Here is a 12,922-nt window from a genome sequence, read left to right on the forward strand (position 1 = left end):
CTCCGGACCATGGCGACAGCAACCGCGTTCTCGACGACGAGGAACGTCGTGCTCGACGGTCGCAGAGCACGTGCTCGAGCGGAGCCTCAGCGGAACGAGTGGCGGCGTCCGACGGCGACGGTCACGACGACCGGGACCAGGAGCGCGAGCGACACCCACGGAAGGCCGCCCGGGCCGACGACGGCGAGCGCCGCGCCGCCGACGGCACCGCCGAGCGCGACCGCCGTGTTCCACACGGTGACGAGCGCGGACTGCGCGACGTCGGCGCCGTCGCCCGCCGCGCGCGCTGCGGCGGTCGTGAAGAGCGTCCCGGCGCCGCCGAACGCGAAGCCCCACGCGGCGACGGAGACGAGGACGACGGCCGTGGACGTGGGGGCGAGGCCGAGGACGACCATCGCGAGCGCGAACACGACCACGGACCCGAGGGTCAGCGCCCGCAGCCGGCGGTCGATGAGGGCCCCGACGAGGACGAGGGCGCCTGCGGACGCGGCGCCGAGGACGAGCAGGAGCGCGCTCACGCGGTCGCCCTGCCCGAGGTGCGTGAGGTGGACGGCGACGTACGTGTACAGAGAGGTGTTGGCGAGGACGGTGAGCCCGGAGACGGCGAGCACCGGACGGAGCCCCGGCCGGGGAAGGACGGCGCGGATCGCGGGCTGGGCGCCGCGCGGGGTCCCGGGTGCGGCGGCGACGCCGAACCGCACCCAGGCGAGGAGACCGAGCCCGAGGACGGACAGGATGCCGAACGTCCACCGCCACCCGACGGCCGCGCCGAGCACCGCGCCCGCGGGTACGCCGAGCGTGAGGGCGAGCGGTCCTCCCGCCATGGCGATCGTCATGGCGCGCCCGACGCGGTCGGCGGGGACGAGGCGGCGCACGTACCCGGGCAGGAGCGCCCACGTGAGCCCGGCGACCAGCCCGGCGGCGAAGCGCGCGACGAGCGTCAGGGCGAACGAGGAGGACACCGCGGTGACGGTGTTCGCGACGATGAACCCGCCGACCGTCACGAGCAGGAGGGTGCGGCGGTCCCACCGCGCCGTGGCGCGCGTGAGCGGGATCGCCGCGACGATCGCGCCGATCGCGAACGCGGTGACGGTCTGGCCCGCCGCCCCGGCCCCGACACCGAGGTCGGCGGCCATGGCGGGCAGCACGCCCGCGGGAAGGATCTCCGTGAGGAGCGTGAGGAACCCCGACGCCGCGAGCGCGAGGAGCGCGCCGACCGGCAGCGCGCCGTGCAATGCGGAGGCTCGGGGGGATGCGGGACGTGTGGTCGTCGTGGTCATGCGGTTAGCATGGATGTCTGACATTGATGTGAAGGTCAAGCGACCATCGATCGTGAGGTGGAGCACGTGCGGATCGGCGAGCTGTCCCGGCGCACCGGGACCCCGACGCGGCTCCTGCGGTACTACGAGGAGCAGGGCCTGTTCACGCCCGAGCGGGCCGAGAACGGGTACCGCGAGTACGGCGAGCACCTCGTCGACCGCGTGCTCCAGATCCGGGGGCTGCTCGAGGTCGGGTTCACGACGCGGATCATCAAGGAGTTCCTGCCCTGCCTGGGCAACGCGCCGGAGATCCACCTGCACAACGCCTACCCGGACAAGATCCAGCTCCTGGAGACGGAGCTCGCGCGCCTGGAGGACCGCATCCGCATCCTCGAGAAGAACCGCGACGCGATCGCCGACTACCTGGAGCGCATCCGCCCGTTCGCCCAGCGCCCCCAGGACCGCTCCGTCACTCCGGTCGTGGCGCGTACATGATCACCGCGACGCCGACGAGGCAGAGCAGCGCGCCGACGACGTCCCACCGGTCCGGCCGGAAGCCGTCGACGACCATCCCCCACAGGAGCGACCCAGCCACGAACACCCCGCCGTACGCGGCGAGGATCCGCCCGAAGCTCGCGTCCGGCTGGAGCGTCGCGACGACGCCGTAGAGCCCCAGCGCCACCACGCCCGCACCGATCCAGAGCCATCCCCGGTGCTCGCGCAAGCCCTGCCACACGAGCCAGGCCCCGCCGATCTCCAGGAGCGCGGCGAGGACGAACAGCGGGATCGAGCGCGCGAGGTCCATGGGCGCAGCGTAGGGCCGCGGCCCCAGCCGTCGACCACGACCCTGCGCCTGGTCGAGCACGTGGTTGGTGTCGTGAACAGGCCGAGAACGACAGCAACGTCGTGTTCGGCGGGGGGGGGGGGGGGGTCAGCGCAGGGGGTCGAACGGGCGGATCTCGGCCGGGGTCTCGCCGGTCGTGACGAGGTGGGCGAGGGCGCGACCGGTCGCGGGGCCGAGCACCATGCCCCACATGCCGTGTCCGCCCGCGACGTAGACGCCGGGCGGGCGCGTCGCGCCGACGAGCGGCAGGCCGTCGGGCGTGACCGGTCGCGACCCGACCCACTCGTCGTGGCGGTCGTCGAGGTCGACGCCCTGGAACAGGTGCCGAACGGACGCGAGGATCGCGTCGATCCGTCGCGGCTGGAGCGGCTCGTCCGGGCCGCGGAACTCCATGGTCCCGGCGATGCGGAACCGCCCCTGGTACGGCGTGCACGCGACGCGCCGCGCGGGCAGGTAGATCGGCGTCTCGACGGGCACGTCGGTCTTCACCGTGAACGAGTACCCGCGCCCCGCCTGCACGCGGGTGCGCACCCCGAGCGGCGCCGCGAGCGTCGGCAGCCACGCACCGGTCGCGAGCACGACGGCGTCCGCGCGCAGCGTCTCGCCGCCGCCCGGCGCGTCGGCCGGGTAGACGCGCAGGCCGGAGCCGTCGGGGCGGACCGCCTTCACGTCGACGCCGGTGCGGACCGTCCCGCCGCGGGCGCGGACCGAGTCGGCGAGGGCGTGCACGAACGGCCCGGGCTCGAGGAAGCGCTGGCCGTCGAGGGCGTAGACGGTGGAGGCGCGGTCGGTGAGCTGGTGCGCGCGCTCGCCGGGGTCGACGCGTCGGACCGGGACGGACTGCCCGGCGGCGGCGACGTGCTCGAGCTCGCGGAGGAACGGCCGTGCCTCGCGCTCGTGCTCGAACGCGACGGTGAAGGGTCCGGGCGTCGTGCGCGCCTCGACGCCGTGCCCGACGACTCCCCCGGACGCCAGCTCGTCGAACGCGGCGAGCGCGACGCGGTCGATCGGCGTGAGGGCCGCCATCGCGCAGTCCCAGCGGCGCTGCGTCGCGTGCCCCATGAAACGTGCGAGGAACGACCACAGGCGCGGGTCGAACCGCAGCGGCACGTGGAGGGGAGCGGCCGCGTCGAGGAGGGCGCGCGGTCCGTACGTCCACAGCGACGGGTCGGCGAGCGGCATCGCCATGCCAGGGGTGAGCCACCCGGCGTTGCCCCACGAGGACCCCGCGGCGACGCCGTCGCGGTCGACCACGGTGACCTCGACGCCCTGCTCCTGCAGGTGCCACGCGGTCGCGAGGCCCACCATGCCCGCGCCGACGACGACGGCCGTTCGGGGCCGGGGCGGTCCCCCGGGCCGGGTGGGACGGGGGTTCCGAGACGAGGCGCTCACGTCGGGCTCCTTCGACCGACGCCCGCCTCGCGGGTGGCGAGGCGGGCGTGTGGCTGGTGCGCGACGGGATGGTGTCGCACAGGACCAGCGTGGTCGATCGTTCGGCGGGCATCAAGACATCCCGCAGGATCGTCGTCCAGCGCTAGCCTGGCCTGGTCATCGTTCGACCTCACGCCCGGAGTGGTGCCACCGTGCCGAAGGATCTTCGACCCGCCGTCCTCGACGACGTGGACCGCCGTGTCCTGGACGTCCTCGCGACCGACGCGCGCGCCACCAACGCCGCGATCGCCGCCCGGGTCGGCATCGCGCCGTCGACGTGCCACGCGCGCGTGCGCTCGCTCGTCGAGCGCGGGGTGATCCGCGGGTTCCGCGCCGACGTCGATCCCGCCGCGCTGGGCCGCGGCCTCGAGGCGCTCATCGCGATCCGCCTCCAGGCGGGTGCGCGCAAGGGCCTCGAGGCGTTCCGCGACTACCTGCTCACGCTGCCCGACGTCGAGGGCGTCTTCTTCGTCACGGGCGACCGCGACTTCCTCCTGCACGTCGCGGTCGCCGACTCCGACGCGTTGCGCGACCTGGTCTCCAAGACGCTCAGCGTCCGGCCCGAGGTCGCCGGCACGAGCACGACCGTGATCTTCGAGCACGCGCGCCCCTGAAGGCCGACGGACCTGAGTCCTGGCCGGACCTGCCACGGTCCCGTACGTTCGCCTCATGACGACGTCGAGCCCGGACTGGCACCGGTTGCAGGCGACGATCGGCGGTCGCGTCCTCCTCGACCCGGACCCGACCGGGTTCAACGCCCGGTTCCACGACGTCCGGGCGCGCGCGGCCGTCCGCTGCACGTCGCCCGGCGACGTCGCCCAGACCGTGCTGTTCCTGCGCCGGAACGACCTTCCGTTCGCGGTGCGCAGCGGGGGCCACTGCTTTGCCGGGCACTCGTCGAGCCGTGGCGTCGTGCTCGACGTCGGCCCGATGGACTTCGTCGTGCAGGACGGCGACCTCGTCACGATCGGCGCGGGCGCCCGCCTCGGAGCGGTCTACGACCGGCTGGCGCCGTCCGGCCGGACGCTTCCCGCCGGGACGTGCCCGACGGTCGGGATCGCCGGCCTGGCGCTGGGCGGCGGCCTCGGCGTCCTGGGCCGTCGCTACGGACTGGTCTCCGACCGCATGGTCGCGGCCCAGGTGGTGCTGGCGGACGGCACCACCGTCACGTGCGACGAAGCCCATGACGCCGACCTGTTCTGGGCGTTGCGCGGAGGCGGTGCGGGAGCCTTCGGGGTCGTGACGTCGTTCGTCTTCCGGACCGTCCCCGCACCGCGTGCCCTCACCTTCCATCTCGCCTGGGACGTCGACCGCGCCGCCGACGTCGTCGCGGCGTGGCAGGCCTGGGCGCCGTCGGGGCCCGACGAGCTCGCCGCAAGCCTCAAGCTCGTCGCCACCGGCGACCCGACGGAGCCGCCCACCGTCAACGTCTACGGCGTGCTGCAGGACGCGGACACCGACAGGTCCCCCTTGCTCGACGAGCTCCGGGAACGGGTCGGGGCCGAACCGACCTGGCGCTGGGCCGAGGTCCTGCCCTTCGTCCGGACCCGGCAGCTGTGGGCACGGCTGCCTCCCGCCGGGACGGCGTTCCACGACCTGGAGGACCTCGCCGAGGTCGACGACCCCTGGCTGGTCGCCCGGTCCGAGTTCTTCCGCGCACCCCTCCCGGCCGACACGGTGACCGCGCTGCTCGACGTCCTCACCGAGGACCGGGTCGCCGGGGAGGAGCGCGAGCTCGACTTCATGCCGTGGGGCGGGGCCTACAACCGCGTCGCCACCGACGCGACAGCGTTCGTCCACCGCGACGAGCTCTTCCAGCTCAAGCACTCGGCGGTCGTCCACGCCGACGCGCCCGTCCGGGCCAAGGACGCCGCTCACGCGTTCGTGCGGCGTTCGTGGGAGACCGCGCACCCCTGGGGTTCGGGCGGTGTCTTCCCGGCCTTTCCCGACCCCGACCTTCCCGAGCCGGCCCGCGCGTACTACGGCGACAACCTGCCACGCCTGCGCGCGGTCAAGGCGCGCTACGACCCGGCCGACGTCTTCCGGCTCCCGGGCGGGCACGCCGTCCGCCCCGCGTAGCGGTCTGCCGTCCGCACGCGGTGACGGCTCGGGGAGCGACCGTCGTTCACCCGAGGGCGCGGCACTCGAGCGCTGCGGCGACGGCGGCAGGGGTCGCGGGGAGCAGCGGCAGCCGCACGCCAGGGCTGGGGATCCTGCCCTGCGCGGCGAGGACGGCCTTGACCACCGCCGGGTTGGGCTCGGCGAACAGGGCGCGCGTGAGGGGCACCAGCTCGTCGTGCAGCGTCCGGGCCAGCTCGGTGGGGCCGACCTGCCACGCCCGGACCAGCTCGGCGTACGCGCGCGGGGCCACGTTGGCGCTCGCCATGATCGCCCCGCGAGCACCGAGGGCGATCAGCGGCCCGGCATACAGGTCGTCCCCGGCCAGCACGGACAGGTCGGGTCGGATGCCGCTCAGGAACGTGATCGTGGTGTCGTCGATCGAGCCCACCGTGTGCTTGAACCCCACGACGTCCGGCAGGTCGCCGAGCCGGTGCAGCGTGTCCGCCGTCAGGGAGAGGCCCGTCCGGTAGGGGACGTCGTAGACGACCAGCGGGACGGGCGTCGCCGCTGCCAGGCGGCGGAAGTGCTCGACGACCCCGTCCTGCGACGGGCGCGTGTAGTACGGGACGACGACGAGCGCTGCTGTGGTCCCCGGGTCGAGGTCGGCGAGGAGCCCGACCGACGCCGTGGTGCTGTTGGTGCCCGTCCCCACCACCAGGTGTCGGCCGCGCTCCGCGCAGACCCGGGCGCACACCTCGACGACCTGGCGCGCCTCGTGGCGACTCAGCGTCGCCGGCTCCCCGGTCGTCCCGAGCGCGACGACGCCGGCCGCACCCTCGTCGAGGACCGTCGCGGCGAGGGCGGCGAGCGCGTCGGCGTCGAGCCGGTCGTCGGCGGTGAACGGGGTGACCAGCGGGACGTAGAGGCCGGAGAGCGTCATGGGTGCAACGATCGATGCCGGTACCCATCAGGTCCAGTTCACGTTGCTGACCTTGAGCGTAAGGTGTGCTGATGCTCGACGTCCGCAGGCTCCGGTTGCTCCGCGAGCTGTCGCGCCGCGGGACCATCGCGGCGGTGGCCGACGCGCTCAGCTACACGCCCTCGGCGGTGTCGCAGCAGCTCTCCGCGCTCGAGCGCGAGGCCGGGGTGCCGCTCCTGGAGCGGTCGGGCCGCCGGGTCCGGCTGACGCCGGCCGCCGAGGGGCTCGTCGAGCACACCGAGTCGATCCTCGAGATCCTCCACTCCGCGTCGGCCGACCTGGCCTCGGCGGCCACGACGTCGAGCGGAACCCTGCGGATCGGCGTCTTCCCGACCGCGGTCCCGACCCTCCTGACGCCCGCTCTCGTGAGCCTCAGCACCGACCATCCGGGGCTGAGCCTGAGGGTCTCGGAGCTCGACCCGGCCGCCACGCCCGACGCCCTGCGCGGCGACGCGCTCGACGTCGCGCTCGTCCAGGAGTACGACCACGTCCCCCTCGCCCCGGAGCCCGGCCTGGAGTCCGAAACCCTCCTGGAGGAGACGGTGCACCTGGCGGCGACGGGGCCCGGATCGCTCGCCGACCGTCGTGACGCGTGGTGGATCGCCGGCACGCCGGGAACCCTGTGCCACGCCCTGACCGTCCGGGCCTGCGAGGCCGCCGGCTTCACGCCGGCGATCCGTCACCACGCCGACGACTTCGGCGCCGTGCTGGCCCTGGTCGCCGCCGGTCAGGGAGTCGCCCTCGTCCCGGACCTCGGGACGGTGAACGCTCCCGACGGCGTGGTCCTCACGCCGCTCCCGATCCGACGCCGGACCTTCCTGGCCTACCGCCGCGGCACCCGGAGGCATCCCGTGATCGCCGCCGCCCGTCAGGCTCTGCACGCGGCGGCCTCCTCCACCGGCCTCCGGTCCCGCACCGCGAGGTAGGGCGCCCCGGGCCACGTGACCCGCGCCCTTCGTGGAGCGCCTGGTCACCGGCGCCCGTCGGTCCTTGAGGGTGCGTGGGTGGCCCGCCCTACGGTCCCGGTCATGGACACCGAGACCTTCTGGCAGCTCCTCGACGACGCCCGTGGCCGGGCTGGCGCGGGAGCGGACGACCGCGGTGCGGAGGACGACCCGCTCCCCGGCGCACTGACCGACCTCCTCGTCGAGCGACTCGACGCGGACGAGATCCTCGCGTTCGCGGTCGCCTCCGACGCGCTCTCGCACGAGGCGTACGCGTGGCCCGTGTGGGGCGCGGCGTACCTCGTCGAGGGCGGGTGCAGCGACGACGGGTTCATGGACTTCCGCGACGGTCTCGTCCTCGCGGGTCGCGCGACGTTCGAGCGCGCGCTCGCCGACCCCGACTCGCTCGCCGACCATCCCGTGATCGCGGCGATGGCCGGCGGCGGCTCGGCGTGGTTCGGGTACGAGTCCTTGGACTCTCTCGTCGGCGACGCGTGGTCGCGCGCGACGGGCGGGGACGACGAGGCCTACTACGCAGCGCGCGAGGCGACGTCGGTCGCACCGTCGCGGAGCGAACCCGCCGGAGGGAGCTGGGACTTCGACGACGAGGCGGAGAACGGACGCCGTCTCCCACGGCTCAGCGCGCTGTTCGGCGGCTGACCGACGCGGTGCTGCGCCTCTGCGGGGCAGGCTGTCACCCCTGGAGATAGCGCAGCACGGCGAGGACGCGGCGGCTGTACCCGTCGGCCGCGTCGAGGCCGAGCTTGGTGAAGATCGCGTTGCCGTGCTTCTCGACCGCCGAGAGCGACAGGTGCAGCGCGGCCGCGACGCCCGCGTTCGTCCGCCCCTCCGCCATGAGGCGCAGCACGTCGAGCTCGCGTGCGGTCAGCCGCGACAGGGGGTCGGTGCGGCGTGTGTCGGCGAAGAGCTGGCGGACGACCTCGGGGTCGACGACGAAGTCGCCCGCGTCCACCCGCCGCAGCGCGTCGAGGAGCTCGGAGACCCGCATCACCCGGTCCTTGAGCAGGTAGCCGACCCCGGCGCCCTCGCCGGTCACGAGGTCGCGCGTCGGCTCGGCCTCGACGTGCTGCGAGAGCACGAGCACGCCGACGCCGGGGAACCGGCGGCGGACCTCGATCGCGGCCCGGATCCCCTCGTCCGTGTGCGTCGGGGGCATCCGGACGTCGAGCAGCACGACGTCGGGGGCCGGGCGTCGCGCGAGCAGCGCCAGGAGCTCGTCGGCGTCCCCGACGGCGGCCTCGACCGTCACGCCCTCGTCCACCAGGAGGGCACGGAGCCCCTCTCGCAGCAGGGCCGAGTCCTCGGCGATCATCACGCGCACGGCAGCACCGCCGTCACGGTCGTGGGTCCACCGCGCGGGCTGTCGACGGAGAGCGAACCCCCGAGCGCCGCGGCCCGTGCCGCGAGCCCCGCGAGACCGCGCCCGCCGCGCGTCGTCGCCCCGCCCCGCCCGTCGTCGGTGACGGTGACGGTGACGACGCCGTCGGCCGCGGCCACCGTGACGGCGGCCGACGTCGTGCCCGCATGCTTCGCGACGTTCGTCAGCGCCTCGGACACGACGTAGTAGACGCACGCCTCCACCTCCGGTGGGAGGCGTCGTTCGAGCCGGTAGTCGAGCCGTGCCGGGGGCGCGGTGCGCGACGCGAGGCGCGCCAGGACCGGCCGCAGACCACGGGTGTCCAGCGCCGCGGGGTGCACACGCCACGCGACGTCGCGGACACCCGCGAGCACGCGAGCCGCCTCGTCGGACGCCTCGGCGAGGAGCCGGTCCCGGACCGCGGGATCCGTGGCGCGACGACCGCGGTCGAGCAGCATGCCGAGAGCGACGACCTGCTGCTGGACGCCGTCGTGCAGGTCCCGTTCGACGCGTCGGCGCTCGGCCTCGACCGCCGCGACGATGTCGGTGCGCGACGCCGTCAGCGACTCGATCTGCGCGAGGAGCTGCGTGCGGTCCTCGGCGCCGAGGAGCCGGCTCGCCGCCGCGCGCTCGAGCGCCGCCGACCCCACGAGTCCCATGAACGCGAGGTACAGGAGGATCGCGCCGGGGACCAGCGCCGAGAGGACGGTGAGCCCGGTCGTCGGGTCGCTGTCGTCGTCCGCGAGCGCGGGCACGCGCAGGTCGAAGGCCCACGACGCGACCATGAGCGTCGCGGCGAACGCCCCGTAGGCGAGCAGGGCCACGACCCCGGCGCTGAGCAGACCCACGGCGAGGCGCGCGGCGAGGTAGTGCACCGGCCGGCCGGCGCCCTCGGGTCGGTCTGCGCTCCAGCCGAGCCACCGCTCCAGCCGCCGCTCGTGCACCCGCACGGCGCCCGCCACGAACCGCTGCCGCCATGCGCCCGCGCTCGACCCGGCCCGGGGGAGCGGGGCGACCAGCGTCGCGGCGAGCAGCGTGGCGGCGTCCATCGGGACGAGGCACACGCCGAGCGCGACACCGTACGAGGCGCGGAGGACGGACGGCGCTCGGGCAGGCACGCGCCTCACCCTAGCCAGGCGTGCTCGTCGGCGGACTGCGGGAAACCGCACCGTCGGGTCCGGGATGCCCTCGCCGGTCGTGCGCGATACCGCGCTGTGGCGGCTCCGGGCCGTCCCTAGCGTCGACGACATGACCTTCTCGACGACGCACGCCCTGGCCGCCTCGGCCGACGCCGGACCGATCAGCCGCCTCACCGACTGGGCCGTGGGCCTCATGGAGTCGCTCGGCGCGCCGGGCGCGGGGCTCGCGGTCACGCTGGAGAACCTGTTCCCACCGATCCCGAGCGAGGTGATCCTGCCCCTGGCGGGATTCACCGCGGCGCAGGGCCGCCTCGGGCTGCTCGAGGCGATCCTGTGGACCACTGCCGGGTCCGTCGTCGGCGCCCTGCTCCTCTACCGGCTGGGCGCCGCGCTCGGCGCCGAGAGGCTCCGCGCGGTCGCGGCTCGGCTGCCGCTCGTGCGGGCCGAGGACGTCGACACCGCGGAGGCGTGGTTCGCGCGGTACGGGACGACGGCCGTCCTCGTGGTCGCGTCATCCCCATCGTGCGCAGCCTCATCTCCGTCCCCGCCGGCGTCGAGCGCATGTCGGTCGGGACGTTCCTCGCGCTCACGGCGCTCGGCAGCGGCGTCTGGAACACGGCGCTGATCCTGCTCGGCTACGGTCTCGGTGAGCGGTGGACCGAGATCGAGGCCGTGATCGGGACGTACCAGAAGGGCGTCGTCGTCGTCGCCGGGCTCCTCGCGGCGGCGTACGTCGTCCACGTCCTGCGTCGCCGCTCGCGGCGAGCGGCGGACGGGAAGCGCTCCGCCCCCGCGCCGCCGCAGCGGCACGCCCGACGGTGAGGGAGGACGCATGGGTGCGTGGGAGGACCGGGCCGGCGTGGTCGAGCTGCCGGACGGTCGTCGCGTGCGCGGGCGGGGGTTGCGTGACGGGCCCCCCGCACCCGGCCAGGAACCGGAGCTCGGGGTCTACCTCACCGGCTCCCGCCCGCCCGTCCAGGAGTGGGAGTCGCGCTGGGTGCGCTGGCCGGACTTCGCGCTGCCCTGGTCGACGGCCGACGCGGTCGCGGCGCTGCGGGTGGCGCACGAGCGGGCCGCGGACCAGCGCGTCGAGCTGGCCTGCGGCGGCGGGACCGGTCGCACCGGCACGGCGCTCGCGCTGCTCGCCGTCCTGGGCGGACTCTCCCCGGACGAGGCCGTCGGCTGGGTCCGCGAGCACTACCGGCCCCGCGCCGTCGAGACGCCGTGGCAACGACGCTGGGTCGTGCGTACCGGAGCCCGGGCCGTCGGCGCCGAGCGTCGCCACGACTGACTCGCTCGGAGCCGTCGGCGCGACGTCAGGCGCGCCAGGCGAACAGACCCGCGGGGTCGTACGCCGACCGCACCGACGCCAGGCGCGCAGCCGTCTCCGGGGACCACGCCCGCGCGACGGCCTCGTCCGTCCACGGGCCCGGCAGGAAGTTGATGTTCGTCTCCGTCGCCGCCCACGGCTGGGACCACTGCGCGAACGCCGCTGCCGCCTCGATCATGTCCGGCACGCGCGGCGGGTTCAGGCCGAGCAGCGTGACGAGGAAGCCGGCCGTGCGTCCGCCCGCGGCCGACCCGCCGTCCACGTCGCGGGCGCTCGCGCCACCGAGGTGCCGCAGCTCGAGGCCGAGGAAGGGAGAGCCGCTGCCGGGACCGAGCTCGGCGAGGAACCGGTCGAGGAACGCCGTGTCCACGTCGCGCAGCCCGGCGCCGAACACCCAGGAGGGGCCCGGGTCGTCGGGGTCGGCGTGGATGCTTCCGACGGCGGTCGTCGGGATCTCCCCGACCGCGTCGGCGAGCGCCGGGGCGAGCGCCCGGAGCGGCGCGGCGAACCGCTCGCCCTGGGCGGTGTCGCCCGGGTAGGCGAAGCGCAGGTTGAGCACGGTGCGCCCGCGCAGGTGCTCGGGGATGAACGGCAGGTCGGGCAGGGCGAGGACGGCGACCGAGGTCGTGACGTCGTCGGGGGCCGTGGCCGTCCAGTCGGCCCAGCCGCGCAGCACGTCCTCGACGTGCGGCGTGTCGAACGTCAGCGCGCCCGCGTACAGCGTGCGCAGAGGAGCGAGCTCGACGTCGACGCGGGTCACGACCCCCAGGCCACCCTTGCCACCGCGCAGCGCCCAGAACAGGTCCGGCTCCGAGTCGGGGCCCGCCTCGACGACCGAGCCGTCCGCGAGCACGACCCGGAACCCGTGCACCCAGTCGGTCGTGAGCCCGTGGCTGCGAGAGAGCGGGCCGAAGCCGCCCCCGAGCGTGTACCCGACGACCCCGACACCGGTCGACGACCCGGTGACCGGCGCGAGCCCGTGCTCCGCCCCGGCGTCGACGACGGTCCTCCACCGGGTGCCAGCGCCGATCCGCGCGACCCGCGCCTCCGGGTCGACCTCGACCCCGGCGAGGTCGGTGGTCCCGAGGACGAGCCCGTCCGTGATCGGCACGGCCGCGCCGTGCCCCGTCGCGTGGAGGTGCACCCGCAGCCCGTGGTGGGCCGCGAACCGGACGGCCTCGACGACGTCGGCCTCCGTCGCCGCGAGCACCACGACGTCCGGGTCGTGCACGACGAGGGTGCTGTGCGCCGCGACGAGCTCCGCCGCGGTCGGGTCGTCGTCGGCGCTGCCCGGGACGCGCTCGCCCCGGGCGAGCGCGGTACCGGTGAGGCGCGCTCGCAGCGCGCCGACCTCGTCGGGCAAGGCGCCCGCACCCTGACGGGCGTTGTCGTCGGTGGTGCCGGTCGACGGGCTGTGGCTGCTGCCGGGCATGGTGTTCCCCTCGGTCGTTCGGTCAGGTCGGGCGCCCGGCGTCGTCGCCCGCACGACGGCGCGCGCGGGGCGTGCGACGCGTGCGCCCGAGAGGAGGGAGGGCCGAGCCCACGGTTCGTGGCGCG

Annotated in this window: 15 protein-coding genes; 8 read left to right on the plus strand and 7 right to left on the minus strand. The window is 75.2% G+C overall.

Translation table 11 applies throughout. From position 1 onward, the window contains the following. Positions 1–86: 86 nt before the first annotated feature. The gene (locus ACMXGY_RS00690; protein WP_483774969.1) at positions 87–1,280 is read right to left on the minus strand and encodes an MFS transporter; all 1,194 of its coding nucleotides are present in this window, start codon (positions 1,278–1,280) and stop codon (positions 87–89) included. A gap of 66 nt (positions 1,281–1,346) precedes the next feature. On the opposite strand from ACMXGY_RS00690, the gene ACMXGY_RS00695 reads away from it, so the two are divergent. After that, the gene (locus tag ACMXGY_RS00695) at positions 1,347–1,754 is read left to right on the plus strand and encodes a MerR family transcriptional regulator (RefSeq protein ID WP_483774970.1); all 408 of its coding nucleotides are present in this window, start codon (positions 1,347–1,349) and stop codon (positions 1,752–1,754) included. On the opposite strand, the gene ACMXGY_RS00700 is transcribed toward ACMXGY_RS00695, so the two are convergent. Together ACMXGY_RS00700 and ACMXGY_RS00705 are read right to left on the minus strand one after the other, a co-directional pair. Then, positions 1,729–2,064: a YnfA family protein gene (locus ACMXGY_RS00700; RefSeq protein ID WP_483774971.1), complete on the minus strand. Its 336-nt coding sequence runs from the start codon at positions 2,062–2,064 to the stop codon at positions 1,729–1,731. The two genes, ACMXGY_RS00695 and ACMXGY_RS00700, sit on opposite strands and share 26 nt — an antisense overlap. Positions 2,065–2,190: 126 nt before the next feature. Continuing rightward, the gene (locus ACMXGY_RS00705; RefSeq protein WP_483776756.1) at positions 2,191–3,411 is read right to left on the minus strand and encodes an NAD(P)/FAD-dependent oxidoreductase; all 1,221 of its coding nucleotides are present in this window, start codon (positions 3,409–3,411) and stop codon (positions 2,191–2,193) included. A gap of 275 nt (positions 3,412–3,686) precedes the next feature. Between ACMXGY_RS00705 and ACMXGY_RS00710 the strand changes: the two genes are divergently transcribed. Beyond that, entirely contained in the window at positions 3,687–4,148 is a 462-nt protein-coding gene (locus tag ACMXGY_RS00710) for an Lrp/AsnC family transcriptional regulator (protein WP_483774972.1), read from the plus strand. Between the two features lie 55 nt (positions 4,149–4,203). Then, positions 4,204–5,613, plus strand: coding sequence for an FAD-binding oxidoreductase (locus ACMXGY_RS00715; protein WP_483774973.1), 1,410 nt, complete (start codon positions 4,204–4,206; stop codon positions 5,611–5,613). Positions 5,614–5,659: 46 nt separating this feature from the next. Here ACMXGY_RS00715 and dapA read toward each other — a convergent pair whose 3' ends face one another. Then, positions 5,660–6,535 (minus strand): 4-hydroxy-tetrahydrodipicolinate synthase, encoded by an 876-nt coding sequence (gene dapA, locus ACMXGY_RS00720; protein WP_483774974.1) that lies wholly within the window; start codon positions 6,533–6,535, stop codon positions 5,660–5,662. Between the two features lie 71 nt (positions 6,536–6,606). Between dapA and ACMXGY_RS00725 the strand changes: the two genes are divergently transcribed. Together ACMXGY_RS00725 and ACMXGY_RS00730 are read left to right on the plus strand one after the other, a co-directional pair. Then, positions 6,607–7,500, plus strand: coding sequence for a LysR family transcriptional regulator (locus ACMXGY_RS00725; RefSeq protein WP_483774975.1), 894 nt, complete (start codon positions 6,607–6,609; stop codon positions 7,498–7,500). 102 nt (positions 7,501–7,602) lie between these two features. Beyond that, the gene (locus tag ACMXGY_RS00730; RefSeq protein WP_483774976.1) at positions 7,603–8,178 is read left to right on the plus strand and encodes a DUF4240 domain-containing protein; all 576 of its coding nucleotides are present in this window, start codon (positions 7,603–7,605) and stop codon (positions 8,176–8,178) included. A 34-nt stretch (positions 8,179–8,212) separates the two neighbouring features. Here the strand turns inward: ACMXGY_RS00730 and ACMXGY_RS00735 are convergent, their stop codons facing one another. Beyond that, a complete protein-coding gene (locus ACMXGY_RS00735) occupies positions 8,213–8,860 on the minus strand; it encodes a response regulator transcription factor (RefSeq protein WP_483774977.1) in 648 nt (215 codons plus the stop codon). Further along, positions 8,851–10,014: a sensor histidine kinase gene (locus tag ACMXGY_RS00740; protein WP_483774978.1), complete on the minus strand. Its 1,164-nt coding sequence runs from the start codon at positions 10,012–10,014 to the stop codon at positions 8,851–8,853. Before ACMXGY_RS00740 ends, ACMXGY_RS00735 begins: the two co-directional genes overlap by 10 nt. 130 nt (positions 10,015–10,144) lie before the next feature. Here ACMXGY_RS00740 and ACMXGY_RS00745 point away from each other — a divergent pair, with 130 nt between their 5' ends. The 3 genes from ACMXGY_RS00745 to ACMXGY_RS00755 are packed head-to-tail and all read left to right on the plus strand — an operon-like array spanning position 10,145 to position 11,326. Further along, positions 10,145–10,660: a DedA family protein gene (locus ACMXGY_RS00745; RefSeq protein WP_483774979.1), complete on the plus strand. Its 516-nt coding sequence runs from the start codon at positions 10,145–10,147 to the stop codon at positions 10,658–10,660. Next, positions 10,597–10,857, plus strand: coding sequence for a DedA family protein (locus tag ACMXGY_RS00750; RefSeq protein WP_483774980.1), 261 nt, complete (start codon positions 10,597–10,599; stop codon positions 10,855–10,857). The genes ACMXGY_RS00745 and ACMXGY_RS00750 overlap by 64 nt, the downstream gene beginning before the upstream one ends. 10 nt (positions 10,858–10,867) lie before the next feature. After that, positions 10,868–11,326 (plus strand): phosphatase domain-containing protein, encoded by a 459-nt coding sequence (locus ACMXGY_RS00755; RefSeq protein WP_483774981.1) that lies wholly within the window; start codon positions 10,868–10,870, stop codon positions 11,324–11,326. A 25-nt stretch (positions 11,327–11,351) separates the two neighbouring features. On the opposite strand, the gene ACMXGY_RS00760 is transcribed toward ACMXGY_RS00755, so the two are convergent. Beyond that, the gene (locus tag ACMXGY_RS00760; protein WP_483774982.1) at positions 11,352–12,797 is read right to left on the minus strand and encodes an FAD-binding oxidoreductase; all 1,446 of its coding nucleotides are present in this window, start codon (positions 12,795–12,797) and stop codon (positions 11,352–11,354) included. Positions 12,798–12,922 lie beyond the last annotated feature (125 nt).

The sequence above is a fragment of the Cellulosimicrobium sp. G4 BAM 1002 genome (genome assembly GCF_057126935.1).